Consider the following 16,445-nt stretch of genomic DNA (forward strand, 5'->3'; position numbering starts at 1 on the left):
GTGGCCGATACGGTCCCTCGACCACCCGCCCGTCCCTACTCAGTCACGATCTGCTCGACGGAGCTCTCCGGCCACCACAACGACACATGCGGCGCCGACGAAGAGCAAACCGGGGATGCCGAACATCATGCGCTGATCGCTCTCCAGAACGACCTGGTACTGGCTGCGGGTGACCTCGACCGTGCGGTGCGCCTGCGGCGTGCTGTCCATGGCGAAGTACCGGCCTTCCTTCACCTCCGCTGACTGCAGGTGCCCGTCACCTGTCGAACTGAAGACCATCATCGCGAAACCCGACACGACCAGGGCCCCAAGTCCCAGCTGGACCTTTCGAGGAAGACACCGGAAGGCCGGCCACAGCGAGTCCCGGTGTGGGCGCGCCAAGAGCGCACGCACCAGAGCCGAAACGAAGATCGGGAAGAGCAGCACGACGATCACCGCCAACGGCCACTTGGCCCCGGTCAACGGCAAGGTTCCAGGCAGCCAGGTGAGTGCCGTCAGTACCAGCAACACGCTGCCCAGCACGGCCGCGAAACCGCCGTGCAGTTTGAATGTCCACCCCATGCGACGCAGCCTGGCACAGGAAAAGATCCACGTCACCGGGTAAGTCGCGTCCGCTTCTCAGTCCGCAGTCAGGGCCCGCTGGAAGTCGGTGACGATCCGCCGAAACCCGGTGTGCCCGGTCTGCCACGCATGCCGCAGGGCCCATACGGCCGGGCCGTCGTCGTCATCGGCCGGCCCGGAGCCGGCGAGGCAGGACGTGCACTCGACCTCGTAAATCGCCTCGCTCCCGGTCCGGTCGGGGGTCAGCAGCCAGGCCGTCACGGCGCCTTCACGGACAGCTCGGCCCACACCCGCTTCCCGGGGCCGACCCGCGCCCCGACGGCCCACCGATCGGCGACGACCGCCACCAGGCAGAGCCCGCGCCCGCCGTCGTCGTCCTGGTCCGGTTCCCCGACCACGGGCCGTACGGGACTGGTGTCGTGCACCTCGACGCGTACGCCGTTGCCGAGCCGGACGTACCGGGTCTCGATCTCCCGGTCGCGGGGAGCGGTGGCGTGCCGGACGGCGTTGGTCACGAGCTCGGAGGCGACGAGGAGGGCGTCACCCTCCAGCTCGGAGAGCCCCCAGTCGGCCAGGGCCTTGCGTAGTTCGGCCCGCGCGAGCGGCACACACCCGGCCTCCCGCCGCCACCGCCGCACCACTTCTTCCGGTTCGTTCACCGGGCCACCGCCCGCCCGTGGATGACCCGGGGGCCGAGATCGATCCCGTACGTCGCGAGGACGAGCACTTGCCTTCGCCACCACTGCCGTAGCGGTGGCACCAGCCCGATAAAATGCAGCACGTTGACGCTCCTTGAGTAAGCGTTGGCCATGCCCCCGGACTGTTCGCGCAGTCGCGGGGGTCTTCTGCTGTAGACCTCCGACCATCACTCACCGTTTCAAGTCAGCACGGTGAGTGATGCAAGTCCAGACTCCTCCGCTCACACGCAATTCGCAAGTGACTCTTTGGAACTCGTTCCATGATCTTTTGTGACGGGTAACCTCTAATGGCACCAGTCCAGTTGGGGAGAATCCAATGTCCGAGAGCAGGCCAACTGTTCGACGCCGTCGGCTCGCAGCGCTCCTGGTCAAGTTCCGGGAAGAAGCCGGCAGGACGTCCGAGGAGGCTGCCGAGCGCATCGGCTGCCACAGGACAAAGATCAACCGCATCGAGAACGCTCGACTTGGGATCTCACTCGGCGAATTGCGGGACCTACTGACGTTCTACGGCATCACAAACGACACGCAGATCGACGAGATGGTCACGCTCGCCCGGCGAGGACGAGCCCCCGGCTGGGTGCAGCGTGCGAGCCTGGCCCGACCGTCCTACTCCGACTTCATCGGGTACGAGGAGACGTCCGACTACATCCGGTCGTTCCAATCGAACCTGATCGCAGGTTTGCTGCAGACCGGCGATTACGCACGTGCCGTGATCAACGCAGCCCAGGCAGGACTGAGTAGCGACGAAGTCGACGCACTGGTCACCGCACGTCTGGAGCGGCAGAGCGTCCTCCAGCAGTCCAAGCCGCCACGTCTCTCCGTCATCCAAGGCGAAGCCGCGCTGCGCATTGCCGTGGGAGGCCGCTCAACCATGGCCCAGCAGCTCGATCACCTGGCCAAGATGGCGCAGCATCCCCTCATCGAACTGCAAGTGATCCCCGACCGAGCCGGTGCGCACGCCGGACTGTTCGGTTCGTTCGTCCTCTTCGGCTTCCCCCATCGGGACTTCTCCGACGTCGTATGCGTCGAACACCGAACAGGAACGCTGTTCATGGAGACCCCTGAGGAGACGGCAGAATATACGCTGATCTTCGATTCGCTCCGAAGCATCGCACTGAGCCCCGAAGACAGCCTGGAACTGATCGCCAGCGTGCGCGGGGCACTGTAGCTGCACGTTGGAGAGGACAACACTCATGCAAACCCCCCTTCCCCACGGCGCCACTTGGCACAAGAGCAGCTACAGCGGCTCCGGCGGCGACTGCGTCGAGGTGGCGACGACGGCCGACGGCGGGCGCGCGGTCCGGGACAGCAAGGACACCACCCGCCCCGGCTTCCGCTGCGCGGCCCCCGCCTGGGCCGACTTCGTCGGCGGGCTCAAGAGGACGGCCTGACGGCCGTCAGCGCAGATCGAGCAGCATCACGTCACGAAGCTCCGCGCCGTCGACCAACGGCCGCGCCTCGCCGATCTTGCGGTATCCCCATGCCCGATACGCGGCCGACGCCTCCCCGCTCGCCTGGTTGACGTTCAACATCACCCGCTCCGCTCCGACGGCGTCGAGCAGCAGTGCCGTGTGCAGACGCCGCGCGACACCTTGCCCGCGCCACGGGCCCCGCACGGCGAGTTCCATGAGCCCGAAGGTGCGCCGCCCGTCCTCGCGCCGCATGGCTTCGGGCACGGGCTCGGTGAGTTCGTCCCACCACACCGTGTCCGGCCCGAGCGGGAAGCCGTACGCCATGCCGATCGGCTCGCCGTCACCCTCCGCGCGGGCCAGGACCGCGCGGAAGCCGTGCTTGCGGGCCTGAACGGGGAAGCGGCGGAAGGCGGCAGCGACGTCCTCCTCGGTCTCGCCGTACGGAGGCTCGGCGAACGCTTCGGCGTAGATCAGCCTGAACGCCTCCCCGGCCCGCACCGCGGCCGCCCCGTCCATGCGCTCTATCGCGATGATCCCTTGCTGCGGCATGTGGTCCCCTCTCACGTCCGCTGAAACTCCCGGATCTTATCCACGAAGGACAGCGAGGCAGGCGATCTCCTTCGCAGCCCTACTGAGCCGTGCCGGTGGGTTCCGGGCAGTGGTACTTCCTGCACCATCGACGGCGGTTCCGCGCCACTCCTCCGCCCGAGGCCGGAGCCGGAGTCGGCACCGTGGCGGGAGCGGACGGCACGGGCCCCGGCCGGGCCCGCCGTCAGCCCGGTGAGCAGTGCGCCTGACGTGATACCGCGTCCCGGAATGCGGTGAAGATCTCCGCGTCAGGGCGCAGGGCCTTGGCCGCTGCACTGTTCTTCGCGGAGTCGGTGAACGGGGTGTTCAGCTGGAGGAGGGTGGGCTTGCCTGCACAGGTGAGCAGGGCCTGGTTGCCGCCACCGGCGTCAGCTGCCCTCCGGGAGACGGCGATCAGGGTGGGGTCCTGGGTGGCGGTGAGATTCCGCAGCCCCTTCTCCCCCTTGGCGCTGATGGCGCACGACCAGAGTCGCAGGTCTCCCTGTGTCACGTACTCCTCGATGCTGAAGTCGTCGGAGGTGAAGGGGTCGAAGCCCGGCAGGCCGCATGCCTTCGCCCGGTCGATTGGGCGGGCAGTGAGGAGCTTCGGAGACTCGCCGGGTGAGCCGAAGGGGATTTCGGCGCATCCGAGTCGCGTGGTGAGGTGAGCTGCGGACTTCATCAGGACGTCAATCATGCGCTTCTGGACCAGCCCGTCCTTCCACACCTTCTCTTGGTCACCCACAGGGTGGATCTGAAGGTACGGCCATCTCTTGAAACCCATACCCCGCGAACAGGAGGCCGGGAGGAGGACGCCTGCGTAGGACCTGTTGACCCAGCCGGGCACCCCGTCGATCGGGGCGCGGACGAGGGACTCGGCTGCGGCTTCGTCCGCTGTCGGCCACACTCCCATGCCCTCGTCGACGCCTTGGACCTTGAGCTGGAACTCGGGGTACTTCGTGTCGTCGCCGTACACGAGGCAGCCGGCCGACGGCCGCTCCTTCAGGTCGTCCTCCTTCGACTCGTACCGCTTGTATGACTTCGGGCTCAAAAGAGCCACGTCGTCCTTGGCGAGGGACTCCCAGCAGAAGCTGGTCTGCGGTGCTGCACCCTTCTCGCCGCGCGTGAGGGCGAACGCGACGGCCCCGGCCACCAGCACGGTCAGAGCCAACGCGGCAATAAGGCCTCCACTCCTCCGGCTCGTCCCGTTGATCACGTCCTAGTGCCTTCCGGCAGGTGGTCGAAGGACGAATCCGTGCAACGGTACGTGCGGGTCAGGTTCCTGGCGGACTCCAGGAGAGCCGTACGGGCCGCCTCAGCCCGCTGCGGACCTGCGGCCGGGTCGATCTTCAGTTCCAGGAGCACGCCGGCACCCCCGCCACCCATCGGGAACGAGCACTTCTCCGGCAGCCGCACCCACGACCATTGCGGCCCGACCCAGCCGGTGAGCCCGCCCCCGATCGGGGCGGCGTCACGCGGGGCCGGCTCGTCCGACAGGGCGGTACGGATGCCGAGCCCGAAGAGCAGCACGCCGGAGTTCTCCTCCGGTGACACCAAACAGATGGGCCCGTCGTGGGCGAGTTGGCCCTCCGCCGCGGGCAGCGCGCTCATCTCTTCCGCGTGCAGCCCACTTCCGCCGTCGGTGCGGAGCTGCGCCGCCGAGTTCTTGGACAGCAAGCTCCAGCACATGCGCTGACTCGCCGGATCCGTGCGGAGCACCGACCACAGCACGGTCGTCGCCACGGCGGCCACCAGCACGACCGGCAGGACCAGCCGCTTGTCCCGCAGTTTCAGCCCGCTCATCAGTAGCGCTCCCCCATGTATCCGTTCGCACCCTTGATGCCGCTTGCGTACCACTGCTCCGCCAAAGGCTGGAGCTGACCTTCGAACTCGCCGGTGCTCCTGTCCATCTCCGCCGGAGTCAGTCCCCTCTGTTTGGCTGCTGACTCCAGGATCGTGTCCATGTCGCGGGTACCGCTGGAGAAGTGGTCGGCCATGTTCTTTCGGGTCGCCTCGTCCACCGCGGCGTTCAGTTCGTTCATGTGCATGGTCGTGCCGATGTCAACGCCTCGCTGGATCATGTCTCCAACCATCGGCATGTTGGTGAAGAGCGCGCCGATGCCGTGGTAAGCCGTCATTCTGTTCCAGGCGTTGACGTCCTTCTCCGCCTGCCCCAGGTCGTAGAGGACATCTCCCCGCACGCCGTCGAGATAGCCGAGAACGGACGAGGACTCCCTGACCCAGGAGCGCAGTTCCGATTTGTCGTCGCCGTGCCGGAAGGCCTCCGCCGGGAAGTCGTGCATCTTCTGGTTGATCACCTCCAACTCGGCATTGCGGATGGTGGCGAATGCCTGCGGGTCGTCGGAGGTGGCACGGATGACCCGGGTCAGATCTTCTCTGGTGAGGGAGAGGGGGAGGTGGCTGAATTCGGTGGGAGCCTCCAGGTTCTTGCCGAGGATCTGGTGCACGTCGGAGGCGTAGTCGCCGATCATGTTGCCCATGGAGTGCCGCAACGGGGCGGGCATGTTGCTCTGCACCCCCTTGGTCTGCTCTCCGTAGTACTCGATGGTCCTGTCGAAGATGGCGGACTCGGCCCCGTCATGCCGGGCGGGGACCCCGTGAAGGGGCGAATTCGGCTCCCTCCCGGTACTCGCCGCCTCCAGCGCCGCGCCGAACTGTGACCGAGCCGAGGTCTTCACCAGGTCGTCGGGCATCTTGGACTCGACGCTCGCTCCCGGCCAGTCACGGTCCTTGAGGAAGTAGTCGAGGTTGTCGCTCTTCGCCGGGTCGAAGTAGGCGGTGGAGGCTTCGGGGTTGCGACTGAAGGCCTTCATCAGGCCGCCCACGGGGTCTTCCTGGGAGCCGACCCAGTTCTTGTCCATGCCCTCGTAGGGGTGCTTGGTGTGGGTCTCCCAGTCTCGGATCGAGTTGCCCACCGAGGTGAGGAAGCCGCCGTCGTACTTTGCGTCGCCCGCGCCGATCATCTTGGTGAGGGCCGAGTAGCCCTGCTGCCCGCCTGGGAGCGAGCCGGGGACCTGCCTGGGCAGGTCGTTGCCCTTGCGGGCGAGTTCCAGGAGGCGGTCGGTCCAAGGCGTGTGGGACCCGACGACCGGGCCCATGACCGGGCAGAGGGGCGAGCCGGGGGCGGTGGCGGTGGCGAGGTTCCCGGACAGCGCGTTGAGCAGCCGGGTCTCCGAGCCGGATATCTGGCCGTCTCGGCCACCGCCCTCCAGGTTCGCGGCCAGCAGGAGCAGCGCGTCCTGGTCCTTGCGACCCTGGAAGTCCAAGTGGGTGAGCAGCTCGGCACTGAACGCCGGCGAGTTCTTGCCCCGCTCTGTGAGCTCGATCAGGCGGGCCCGCTCTTTGTCGTCCAGGTAGTCCACGCGACTGAAGAGCTTGGCGGCCTCGTCGGCGTCCTTGCGGTCCTGGACGTCCTTCTCCGCCTGGCGGGCGTTCTTCGCGTCCTGGATCGAGTTGTAGTCGGTGCTGCCGAAGTCATTGGGGTGGTCCTTGACCAGGCTGCGCAAGCCCCAGGAGCAGAGTTCGTCCGCCTCGGCCGCCCGGTTGAGGATGCCTTCGAGCCGCTGCCGCAGGGCGTCGAAGTCGGCCTGGGTGGCTACCGGTTCGGTGCTGTCCTTGCTGCGCCGGTCGGGGTGGACACGATGGCTCAGGACTCCGTTCGGGTAGATGGTGATCCCGGCCGGTGGTGCCTCATAGACGGCCTTGAGGTCGGCTTTGGCGGCCTTGATCTTCTCGCCCGCGTCCTTGAGGAGATCGCGGACGCTCTCCGCCTCCGTGACGGCGTCGCCGAACTCCTTGGCCGTTTTGGCTATGAACGGCTGCGTGACAGAGGCGTTCTCGCCCCGCCACACTGCTCCGTCCGCGCGGGTCTTCATCGCTCCCGCCTCGGTACGCAACTGTTCGAGGCGCGTGATCATCTGCGTCCAGTCGGTGACTGCGGTCTCGAGGGGCCCCAGGCTGATGTTCAGGAGCTGTTCGAACGACGGCACTGCGGCTCCCTTACTTGAACAGATCGTTGATCTTGGACGCACTCAGGGACTTGAGACTGGTCTCGATCCACTGGTCTGTCGCCTGGTTCGTCTTGGCGCTGTACTCGAGATGGTTCGAGATGTGGGCGCATGCCTGCTTCAGCGTGGTGACCTGCGTGTCCCACACCTGTTCAGCTCGGCCAGGGCATTGCCGGTGTCGAAACCGCCACCCTTGAGCGCCGTCGCCGCGGCCTCGCTGCCGGCCTGGGCGTGCTTGCCCGCACCGTCCATCCCGTTGAAGAGGAGGAACGCGTCATGGCCGATCCGGCCGAGGTCGTCGGCGTGGACGATGTAGTCGGCCGTGCCCGGGCCGCCGCCGTACTCGCCGGTCCCACCGGGGTCGTATGCGGGTAAGCCGTTCAACCGCATCGACACTTCGTCCTTGTGCTGCTGCCACTCCTCGTCGAACGACACGCGAGGCCCCCACCTCAGTGATTCGAACACCCGGCGTCGGCACGCTACCCAAGCGGCTCCCCGGCGACCGGGGAAATGATCAATTCATACGGATCCCATACAGGGCACCCTCCGGCATGGCCCTACCCCCACGGCACGTCCGGGGCCCGGTAGTACGTGATGCCCTGGGCGTCCAGCCTCGGCCCCTGGGCCGCCACGCGCTGCCGGTACTCCGTCCAGTTCCGCGGGCCCGGGCTCCAGCCCAGTTCCGCGAGGCCCAGGAGCCGGGGGAAGGCCATGTACTCCAGGTCGGTGCGGGTCGCGATGGTCTCCGTCCACAGCGGGGCCTCGACGCCGAGTACTGCGGATTCCGGGACTCCGGACGCGGCCAGGTACGTTCCTGGGTCCCAGTCGTAAGCCCTGCGCACCGGGACGAGGCCGGCCCACGCCAGTCCGGGCTTCGTCGCCAGGTCGTACTTCATGTCCAGGTACAGCCGGTCCGCGGGCGAGAGGATCAGCGGGTGGCCCGTCTTGGCCGCCGCGGCCACGGCCGCCTTCTCGGTGGCCGCGGTCTTGTCGTGGCCCCAGTACTGGAGCACGGCCCCCGGCGCCGGCCCGGCCGTCGCCAGCTGGTGCCAGGCCACCACCGTCTTGCCGTGGCGCTCGACGATCTGCTGGGCGCGGTCCATGAACGCCGCGTAGTCCGCCGCCGGCGTGGAGTGCGCCTCGTCGCCGCCGATGTGCAGGTAGCGGCCCGGCGTCAGTTCGGCCAGCTCGCCGAGCACGTCGTCGATGAACTCGTACGTCCGCTCCTGGCCGACGCACAGCGAGCTGAAGCCGACCTTGATCCCGGTGTAGCGGGCGGGCGCCTTGCCGTCGCAGTTCAGTTCCGCGTACGAGGCCAGGGCCGCGTTCACGTGCCCCGGCATGTCGATCTCCGGGACCACGTCGACGTACCGCTCGCCGGCGTAGGCCACCAGGTCCCGGTACTGGTCCTTCGCCCAGTACCCGCCCGGCCCGCCGCCGACCTCGCTGGCGCCCCCGTACTCCGCCAGCCGGGGCCAGGAGTCGATCGCGATCCGCCAGCCCTGGTCGTCGGTCAGGTGCAGGTGCAGCGTGTTGACCTTGTACTGGGCGAGTTGGTCGACGTACAGCTTCACCTGCTCCGCCGTGAAGTGGTGGCGGGCGATGTCGAGCATCGCCCCCCGGTACGCGAAGCGGGGCGCGTCGGTGATCTCGCCCCCGGGCACCGTGCCCGGACCGGCCACCGGCAGCAGCTGGCGCAGCGTCTGCCCCGCGTGGAACAGACCCGCGGGGGTGCGGGCGGTCAGCGTGACCCCGTCCGGGCCGGACTCCAGCCGGTACCCCTCGGCGCCGGTGCCCTCGGCCCCCTCGTCCAGCCGGAGCCGGATCCCGTCGCCACCGGCCCCGTCGACCACCGGCAGCGGGAGCCGGCTCGGGCCCCTGAGCTGCTGCGCGAGGAGCTCGCCGACCCGACGGACCTCCTCGTCGCCGGTCGGACCGGTGCGGATGACCGTACCCGCGCCGAGGGCGTACCCGGGGCCCCCGGCGCGCGCGGAGGCGGGCGCCGGGAGCAGCTGTGCGTAGGGGGCGAGGAGGGCGGGGCGCGCGTCGCCGGGTCTGGCGTCGGCGCCGCGGGACGCGGCGCAGGAGGCGACCGCGCCGAGGGCGAGGAGGGCGGCGAGCGTGCGTCGCAGGACTCTCATAGGGCAGGTATAGGCCAACTGGCCTCCCGGGGCCGGTGCGAGAATCGTCGGATGGCGGAAATCATCCAGAAGGACGGCACATGGACCTTCGACGGGGACGCGGTGCGCATCGTGCCCGGCCGCGACAAGGGGGTGGGGCTGCTGCGCCAGACATTGGGCGAAGTGGTCGTCCCGCTGCGCGCGCTCGCCGGGATCAGTCACGAACCGGGCCGCAAGGCGGGCCGGTTGAGGCTGAAGCTGCGTGACGGCGCGGACCCGCTGCTCCAGGTGACGGGCGGACGGCTGCCGGAAGCCTCCGATCCGTACCGCCTGACCGTGGACGCGGACCGGACCGGGGTGGCGGAGTACTTCGTGGACGAGGTCCGCAACGCGCTGCTGCTGGACCAGGTGGACGCCGGCCCGGCGGACGCCTACCTGCTGCCGGGGCCGGCCGTGCCGATCACGGTGGCCGCCGGGGACGGGACGGTCGCCTTCGACGGGGACCGGGTGGCACTGGACTGGAACTGGACGACGGAGGAGGCCAAGAGCTCCGGCGGCCCGCGCGAGTTCCGGGTCGCGGACCTGCGGGCGGTGGAATGGTCGCCGTCGAAGGGCCTGGACAACGGATGGATCCGGTTCACGCTGGCGGGCGCCCCGGCGGCCCCCGCGCCCAAGTACGACCCGCACACGGTGGAGCTGTTCGGCTTCAAGAAGGACCCGCTGATGGCGCTCGTCGCGGCGGCCGTGGCGGTGCGGATGCCCCATCCCCGGGGCGCGGCGGTCGCCTCAGAGCCGGCCCCGGCCCTGTCCCCGGCGCCGGTGCCGGAGCTCGCGGCTTCGGCCCCCGAGCCGACGGCTGCCGAGGACCACGACGCGCTGCTGCGCCGGCTGCGCGAGCTCGGCGATCTGCACCAGGGGGGCGTCCTCACGGCCGAGGAGTTCGCCGCAGCCAAGCAGGCTGTTTTGCGTCGTTTCTAGCCCTTTACCACCCTTTAGCTACCGGATTTACACCTTCCGCTGGTCTGGACCAGATGGATCCTGCCCGATTTCGGGCAGAATCTTTGCGTTCCTCGCCGTAGCCCGTCAATATCTACGAGTGCTCGACCGCCGCCCGTCTCATGACGACCTCGTCGACCACCTGGTGCGCAGCACCGCGCTGCAGCGCGGCGAGGCCGCCCGGGTGGTGCTCGACGTACTCGCGTACTTCGACGAGACGACCGAGGAATTCGTGCGCCGTCGCCACCGTGAGCTCCAGTCCGGCGGCGCGGTCAACGCGGAGATCTTCGAGCGGATCGCGGCCGAGCTGCCGCACCGCGCCGTGGCGCCGCCGGAGCTCTCGCTCCGGCAGTTGCGCCGCATCGTCTACGGCTGAGCGACAGGGCCGGTAGACGGCAGGCGCGGCGACAAGAGCGGCAAGGGCAACCGAACTTCAGGAGGGGCAAGACTTTATGTGCGGAATCGTGGGTTACATCGGCAAGCGTGACGTGGCACCGCTGCTACTGGAAGGCCTGCAGCGACTGGAGTACCGCGGGTACGACTCCGCGGGCATCGTCGTCAACAGCCCGAAGTCCCCCGCGCTCAAGGTGGTCAAGGCCAAGGGTCGCGTCCGCGAGCTGGAGTCGCGGGTGCCCAAGCGCTTCGCCGGCACCACCGGCATCGCCCACACCCGTTGGGCCACCCACGGCGCGCCGAGCGACCTCAACTCGCACCCGCACCTGGACGCCGACAGCAAGGTCGCGGTCGTCCACAACGGCATCGTCGACAACGCCGACGAGCTGCGCGCCAAGCTGGAGTCCGAGGGCGTCGTCTTCGTCTCGGAGACCGACACCGAGGTGATCGTCCACCTGGTCGCCCGCTCCCAGGCCGACACCCTTGAGGAGAAGGTCCGCGAGGCCGTCAAGGCGATCGAGGGCACGTACGGCATCGCCGTCATGCACGCCGACTACGCCGACCGCATCGTCGTGGCCCGCAACGGCTCCCCGGTCGTCCTCGGCATCGGCGAGAAGGAGATGTTCGTCGCCTCGGACGTCGCCGCGCTCGTCGCCCACACCCGCCAGGTCGTCACCCTCGACGACGGCGAGATGGCCACCCTCAAGGCCGACGACTTCCGCACCTACACCACCAGCGGCGCCACCACCACGGCCACGCCGGAGACCGTGGAGTGGGAGGCCGCCTCGTACGACATGGGCGGCCACGACACCTACATGCACAAGGAGATCTCCGAGCAGCCCGACGCGGTCGACCGCGTGCTGCGCGGCCGGATCGACGACCGCTTCAACACCGTGCACCTGGGCGGCCTGAACCTGGACCCGCGCGAGGCGCGCGGCATCCGCCGGGTCAAGATCCTGGGCTGCGGCACCTCGTACCACGCGGGCCTGATCGGCGCCGGCCTCATCGAGAGCATGGCCCGCATCCCCGCGGACGCCGAGCCGGCCTCCGAGTTCCGCTACCGCAACCCGGTCGTGGACCCCGACACCCTGTACATCGCCGTCTCCCAGTCCGGTGAGACGTACGACGTGCTGGCCGCCGTGCAGGAGCTCAAGCGCAAGGGCGCCCGCGTCCTCGGCGTCGTCAACGTCGTGGGCTCCGCGATCGCCCGCGAGGCCGACGGCGGCGTGTACGTGCACGCCGGCCCCGAGGTCTGCGTCGTGTCCACCAAGTGCTTCACCAACACGGTCGTGGCCTTCGCGCTGCTCGCCGTGCACCTGGGCCGGATCCGGGACCTGTCGGTCACCGACGGCAAGCGGATCATCGAGGGCCTGCGCAAGCTGCCCGCGCAGATCCAGGAGATCCTCGAAGGCGAAGAGGACATCAAGAAGCTGGCGGCCGAGTACGCCGAGGCCAAGTCGATGATGTTCATCGGCCGGGTCCGCGGCTACCCGGTGGCCCTGGAGGCCTCCCTCAAGCTGAAGGAGATCTCCTACATCCACGCCGAGGCCTACCCGGCCTCCGAGCTCAAGCACGGCCCGCTCGCGCTCATCGAGCCGGCGATGCCGACGGTCGCGATCGTCCCCGACGACGACCTGCTGGAGAAGAACCGCGCGGCCCTGGAGGAGATCAAGGCCCGCAGCGGCCGGATCCTTGCGGTCGCCCACCGTGAGCAGGAGAAGGCCGACCACACGATCCTCGTGCCCAAGAACGAGGACGAGCTGGACCCGATCCTGATGGGCATCCCGCTCCAGCTGCTGGCGTACCACACGGCCCTGGCCCTGGGCCGGGACATCGACAAGCCGCGCAACCTGGCGAAGTCCGTCACCGTCGAATAGTCGGGCCTGCGCACCGGTAATACCGCGTGCGTGCACCGAGCGCGCGGAACGGCCCCCGGGGGGATGGCGGTTTCTAGGGATCGTCGCAACACCTGGTTGGTTTGATCAGGCGGCAAGTAGTTTATGCAGGCGCTCGGCTGGGGTCTCCCAGCCGAGCGTTTTGCGTGGGCGCCCGTTGAGCTGGGCCGCGACGGCGTCGAGGTGGTCGCGTCCGTGGACGGACAGGTCGGTGCCCTTGGGGAAGTACTGCCGCAGCAGGCCGTTGGTGTTCTCGTTCGAGCCGCGCTGCCAAGGGCTGGCGGGGTCGCAGAAGTAGACCGGGATGTCGGTGGCATCGGTGAACGAGCCGTGCGCCGCCATTTCGCTGCCTTGATCCCAGGTCAGCGAGCGCACCAGGTGTGCGGGCAGCGTCTGAACCGTCTCGACGAGGGCGTCGCGGACGTGTTCCGCGCTGCGGCCGTCGGGCAGGTGCAGGAGCATCACGTAGCGGGTGGCGCGTTCGACGAGGGTGCCGATCGCGGAGCCGTTGTCTTTGCCGATGATCAGGTCGCCTTCCCAGTGGCCGGGCACGGCCCGGTCCTCGACCTCGGCCGGGCGTTCACTGATCATGACCATCGGGGTGGTGAAGCGGGGCTGGCGCTGCTGGGCCTGGCGGCGCGGTGTGCGGCGGGCGCGTCCCAAACGCAGGGCGCGGGCCAGCTCTCGGCGCAGTTCGCCGCGGCCCTGGACGTAGAGGGCCTGGTAGATCGTTTCGTGGACCACGTGCATCTCCGGCCGGTCGGGGAAAGTCCGGCGCAGACTCTCGCAGATCTGCTCCGGGCTCCACTTCAGGTCCAGGCCGTCCTGGACGAAGTCCTGCAGCACGGGGTTCTGGCCGATCTTCCCCGGCTTGGGGCGGGGCCGGCGGGCGTCGGCGCGGGCCTGGGCCGCGTGCGGCCGGTACTGGCCGTTACCCGGGTGCCGATTGCGGCGGATCTCCCGGCTGACCGTGGACGGGCTGCGGCCCAGCTCGGCCGCGATCGTACGGATGGCTGCCTTCTCGCGTAGCCGGTCGGCGATGTGGATCCGGTCCGCCTCGCGCAGAAAGCGCGAAGGACCGGACGAGGGCGCTACCGCTGTGAGCGGTAGCGCCCTTCCGGTCCTGCCGGACGGGGCGCGGCCGTTACGCCACCGCTTCCCCGTCCTGAGGTTGATACCGACGATCCGGCACGCTTCCCGACTGCTCACGCCTTGCTGCATGAGCTGAAGGTAGGCACGCCGTTCCTCGGTCAACGAACGGCGTCCCCGGTTGACTGAACGGTCCCGGATCTCGAAGTCCATCGCACTCCCCGAATCGGGGTGTTGCGACGATCACTAGAACTCAAGGATTCCCCCGGGGGCCGTTCCCGTACGTCGGCCCGGTCGGCCCGGTCGGCCCGCGGCGCTCAGCCCGCGGCGACCGCGCCCCTGCGGGAGGCCTTGCCCAGCGCGGTGGGCCAGTGGGCCAGCGCCGCCGTGGCGCCGTACCAGAACAGCAGGCCGGAGAGGGCCGCCACCCAGCCGGCGACCTTGGCGAGCCCGCCGCTGCCGGCGAAGGAGCCGACCGCGAGGAGCAGCAGGGAGAGGGTGAGCAGGGCGTACGCGCCCTGACCGAACAGTCCGCTCGACGCGCTGACGGTGAGGGTCAGTGCGAGCAGGGCGAAGAGGACCAGGAACAGTCCGGCGGCGTGTGCCGAAACCTTTCCGTCCGCCCCTGCGGCCCAGGTGAACCAGAAGGCGCCGAGGCCCGCGAACGCGGTGCCGTTGAAGCCGTTGCCGCCGCGGAATTCGAGGACTCCGAGGACGAACAGAGCGAGCCCGCCGACGTAGGTCGCGAGTGACACGGAGTTGGCCGCGGACACGCCGCTGACAACGGCGGTGTGGCCGATACCGAATGCGAGAAGGGTGAGACCCAGGGCTATGTTCCCGAGGGTCGAAGTCGAGGCCGTGCTTCCCGCAGAGACACCATTGTCCACGGCGGGCTCCCTTCGATCTGCAGTTGTTTGCTGCGTCCCAGCAGCACTTATCTACCCTTTACATGGGGGTTCACAACCGCACGAGCGACGTACAGCGGGTTACGGAATGACAACGACCGGTCGCTGTGCGCGCTTGGCCAGCCGGCCCGCCACGGAACCGAAGATGCGCCCCACGATCCCGTGCGTGGAGCCGACCACGATGGCGTCCGCCGAGTACTCCCGGCCGACCTCCTCCAGCTCGTGGCAGATGTCGCCGCCGCGCTCGACCAGGATCCACGGCACCTCGGCCAGATAGTCCGCGCAGGCCAGTTCCAGCCCCAGCACCTCGGTGCGGTGGTCGGGCACGTCCACGAAGACGGGCGGCTCGCAGCCGGCCCACACGGTGGTGGGCAACCGGTTGGCCACGTGCACGATGATCAGGCCGGATCCGGAGCGGCGGGCCATCCCGATGGCGTACGCCAGGGCGCGTTCACTGGACGTGGAGCCGTCGAACCCCACCACGACCCCGTGCCGGAAGGCCGGGTCGCAGGGATGACGTGCCTGTTCCGCCGCGCGCAGGTCGCTCGACGTGTGGTCGGCGAGCGGTTTGCGCTTGCGGTCCGCGGGTTCGTGGAATTCGTGACCGGCCATGGATGTCTCGGCGAAGGGGTCCTCGGGGGAAGGGACAAGGCGGCGGGGCGACATTGAGCGGAAGTGCCGATTGAAAAAATGACGACTCAGGGTGACGGAGCTCTGTCCGGGAAGCATCTTCCCAAGCCCATACCCACCAGGGTACGGCGACACTCCTGTCCTGCACAGGGCTTGCCGCCCTTGGAGAGCGTCCCAGGGAGCATGCCGGAGCGAGGGCGCGTTGGCAATGTCCGCTGTCCCCTACAGCCAGTGACGAGTCCCCGCGCCCGCCACCCGTGCGCGCAGTGACCGAGCCCCGCCGCGCGCCGTTGGACAGACGTCCGACCGTCCAGGAAGAGCCCGCAGGGAGCACGCCGTGCCCGGCCATCCGGTTCACCCCGTCCAGCCCGCTCAGCCGACCCCGTCCGTCCGGTCCGCGCGGACCGCACAGCGCACCGACGCGCGCACCGACACGACCACCCGCTTCACGCCCGCCACCGTTCACCCGTCCGTGCGGTCCGGCAGACGCCCCCATGACGACCCCGCGGGTGACGTGGTGCGCTGGGCCGCCTTCAGCTGCCTGCTCGTGCCCGTGGTGCTCGTCGTCTACGGGACCTCCTACGGCGGGGCCGCCGTCGCGACCCTCGGACTGACCGCGGTCACCGCGGCGTGCCGGGCGATGCTGCGCTACTCGGAGAAGGCGGAGCGGGCCGCCCTGGTCCTCGCGGAAGGCCGGATGCCGCCCGGCGGGCGCCGGCGGCATTCGCGCGCCGGGTCCGGCGCGCGGCCGCGTTCCGGTGGCCGTGCACGCCGCGGCTGCTACACGTCCGGTGGAATTTCCCAGAGGACTGACTGATTCGCACACCCACACCCGCATGTTTTCAGCCAACTTCCCGGAACAGTGCCGGTCTTGCCGGAATGCCCCCTCAACCCCCCTACCACCAGCGACGACAGCGCCAGGGGGACTCCGAGACCCTACGGGTACTGGCCATGGCCGGGCGGCGAGCTTCCCACTCCGGTAGCGGAGTGGAAGGCTTCCTGATCGAATGCTTTTCGCCAAGTTGCCAAGTCGACATAGCGCTGCGTGCTGAACTTGTCACGCCGACACCACGGGACGCAGTAGATTCGATCATGTATTTACGGCGGGGGATCCACGTGCAAGGCCGAGGGGAAACGTGCAGGTGCGACCA

At 69.0% G+C, this 16,445-nt stretch carries 19 protein-coding genes; 6 read left to right on the forward strand and 13 right to left on the reverse strand.

Going from position 1 to position 16,445, the window contains the following annotated elements; translation table 11 throughout:
* Nucleotides 1-39 precede the first annotated feature (39 nt).
* From OG974_RS16885 to OG974_RS16900, 4 genes are read right to left on the reverse strand one after another with little or no spacing between them, the layout of a single operon-like run.
* Nucleotides 40-561: a hypothetical protein gene (locus OG974_RS16885; RefSeq protein WP_371643616.1), complete on the reverse strand. Its 522-nt coding sequence runs from the start codon at nucleotides 559-561 to the stop codon at nucleotides 40-42.
* 57 nt (nucleotides 562-618) lie between these two features.
* A complete protein-coding gene (locus tag OG974_RS16890) occupies nucleotides 619-822 on the reverse strand; it encodes a hypothetical protein (protein ID WP_327283534.1) in 204 nt (67 codons plus the stop codon).
* Complete coding sequence (locus tag OG974_RS16895) at nucleotides 819-1,220, reverse strand: ATP-binding protein (protein ID WP_327283535.1); 402 nt, start codon at nucleotides 1,218-1,220, stop codon at nucleotides 819-821. Before OG974_RS16895 ends, OG974_RS16890 begins: the two co-directional genes overlap by 4 nt.
* Nucleotides 1,217-1,342, reverse strand: a complete 126-nt coding sequence (locus OG974_RS16900; protein ID WP_327283536.1) for a hypothetical protein — start codon at nucleotides 1,340-1,342, stop codon at nucleotides 1,217-1,219. The genes OG974_RS16895 and OG974_RS16900 overlap by 4 nt, the downstream gene beginning before the upstream one ends.
* Nucleotides 1,343-1,575: 233 nt before the next feature.
* Between OG974_RS16900 and OG974_RS16905 the strand changes: the two genes are divergently transcribed.
* Complete coding sequence (locus OG974_RS16905) at nucleotides 1,576-2,427, forward strand: helix-turn-helix transcriptional regulator (protein ID WP_327283537.1); 852 nt, start codon at nucleotides 1,576-1,578, stop codon at nucleotides 2,425-2,427.
* A 25-nt stretch (nucleotides 2,428-2,452) separates the two neighbouring features.
* Complete coding sequence (locus OG974_RS16910) at nucleotides 2,453-2,650, forward strand: DUF397 domain-containing protein (RefSeq protein ID WP_327283538.1); 198 nt, start codon at nucleotides 2,453-2,455, stop codon at nucleotides 2,648-2,650.
* Between the two features lie 6 nt (nucleotides 2,651-2,656).
* Here the strand turns inward: OG974_RS16910 and OG974_RS16915 are convergent, their stop codons facing one another.
* The 6 genes from OG974_RS16915 to OG974_RS16940 form a co-directional block, all read right to left on the reverse strand.
* Complete coding sequence (locus OG974_RS16915; protein ID WP_327283539.1) at nucleotides 2,657-3,220, reverse strand: GNAT family N-acetyltransferase; 564 nt, start codon at nucleotides 3,218-3,220, stop codon at nucleotides 2,657-2,659.
* A 223-nt stretch (nucleotides 3,221-3,443) separates the two neighbouring features.
* Nucleotides 3,444-4,409, reverse strand: coding sequence for a hypothetical protein (locus OG974_RS16920; RefSeq protein WP_327283540.1), 966 nt, complete (start codon nucleotides 4,407-4,409; stop codon nucleotides 3,444-3,446).
* A 41-nt stretch (nucleotides 4,410-4,450) separates the two neighbouring features.
* The gene (locus OG974_RS16925; RefSeq protein WP_328762829.1) at nucleotides 4,451-5,041 is read right to left on the reverse strand and encodes a hypothetical protein; all 591 of its coding nucleotides are present in this window, start codon (nucleotides 5,039-5,041) and stop codon (nucleotides 4,451-4,453) included.
* The gene (locus OG974_RS16930) at nucleotides 5,041-7,248 is read right to left on the reverse strand and encodes a DUF6571 family protein (RefSeq protein ID WP_328762832.1); all 2,208 of its coding nucleotides are present in this window, start codon (nucleotides 7,246-7,248) and stop codon (nucleotides 5,041-5,043) included. The genes OG974_RS16925 and OG974_RS16930 overlap by 1 nt, the downstream gene beginning before the upstream one ends.
* Before the next feature lie 138 nt (nucleotides 7,249-7,386).
* Nucleotides 7,387-7,701 carry a hypothetical protein gene (locus tag OG974_RS16935; RefSeq protein WP_371643620.1) on the reverse strand — a complete coding sequence of 105 codons (315 nt, stop codon included), beginning with the start codon at nucleotides 7,699-7,701 and terminating at the stop codon, nucleotides 7,387-7,389.
* Nucleotides 7,702-7,823: 122 nt separating this feature from the next.
* Entirely contained in the window at nucleotides 7,824-9,407 is a 1,584-nt protein-coding gene (locus OG974_RS16940; RefSeq protein WP_371643622.1) for a beta-N-acetylhexosaminidase, read from the reverse strand.
* Nucleotides 9,408-9,458: 51 nt separating this feature from the next.
* Here OG974_RS16940 and OG974_RS16945 point away from each other — a divergent pair, with 51 nt between their 5' ends.
* The 3 genes from OG974_RS16945 (at nucleotide 9,459) to glmS (ending at nucleotide 12,652) form a co-directional block, all read left to right on the forward strand.
* A complete protein-coding gene (locus tag OG974_RS16945) occupies nucleotides 9,459-10,364 on the forward strand; it encodes a DUF4429 domain-containing protein (RefSeq protein ID WP_327283545.1) in 906 nt (301 codons plus the stop codon).
* 118 nt (nucleotides 10,365-10,482) lie between these two features.
* On the forward strand, nucleotides 10,483-10,758 hold the full coding sequence (locus OG974_RS16950) for a hypothetical protein (protein WP_030008735.1): 276 nt from the start codon (nucleotides 10,483-10,485) through the stop codon (nucleotides 10,756-10,758).
* Nucleotides 10,759-10,834: 76 nt separating this feature from the next.
* Nucleotides 10,835-12,652, forward strand: a complete 1,818-nt coding sequence (gene glmS / locus OG974_RS16955) for a glutamine--fructose-6-phosphate transaminase (isomerizing) (RefSeq protein WP_327283546.1) — start codon at nucleotides 10,835-10,837, stop codon at nucleotides 12,650-12,652.
* A 105-nt stretch (nucleotides 12,653-12,757) separates the two neighbouring features.
* Here glmS and OG974_RS16960 read toward each other — a convergent pair whose 3' ends face one another.
* The 3 genes from OG974_RS16960 to OG974_RS16970 form a co-directional block, all read right to left on the reverse strand.
* Nucleotides 12,758-13,891: an IS30 family transposase gene (locus tag OG974_RS16960; protein ID WP_371643420.1), complete on the reverse strand. Its 1,134-nt coding sequence runs from the start codon at nucleotides 13,889-13,891 to the stop codon at nucleotides 12,758-12,760.
* A 185-nt stretch (nucleotides 13,892-14,076) separates the two neighbouring features.
* Nucleotides 14,077-14,646, reverse strand: a complete 570-nt coding sequence (locus OG974_RS16965) for a GPR1/FUN34/YaaH family transporter (RefSeq protein ID WP_327283548.1) — start codon at nucleotides 14,644-14,646, stop codon at nucleotides 14,077-14,079.
* A 99-nt stretch (nucleotides 14,647-14,745) separates the two neighbouring features.
* Nucleotides 14,746-15,276, reverse strand: a complete 531-nt coding sequence (locus tag OG974_RS16970; RefSeq protein ID WP_327283549.1) for a universal stress protein — start codon at nucleotides 15,274-15,276, stop codon at nucleotides 14,746-14,748.
* Between the two features lie 355 nt (nucleotides 15,277-15,631).
* Between OG974_RS16970 and OG974_RS16975 the strand changes: the two genes are divergently transcribed.
* The gene (locus tag OG974_RS16975) at nucleotides 15,632-16,111 is read left to right on the forward strand and encodes a hypothetical protein (protein ID WP_327283550.1); all 480 of its coding nucleotides are present in this window, start codon (nucleotides 15,632-15,634) and stop codon (nucleotides 16,109-16,111) included.
* Nucleotides 16,112-16,445: the final 334 nt, after the last annotated feature.

The organism is Streptomyces sp. NBC_00597 (assembly GCF_041431095.1).
Classification (GTDB): domain Bacteria; phylum Actinomycetota; class Actinomycetes; order Streptomycetales; family Streptomycetaceae; genus Streptomyces.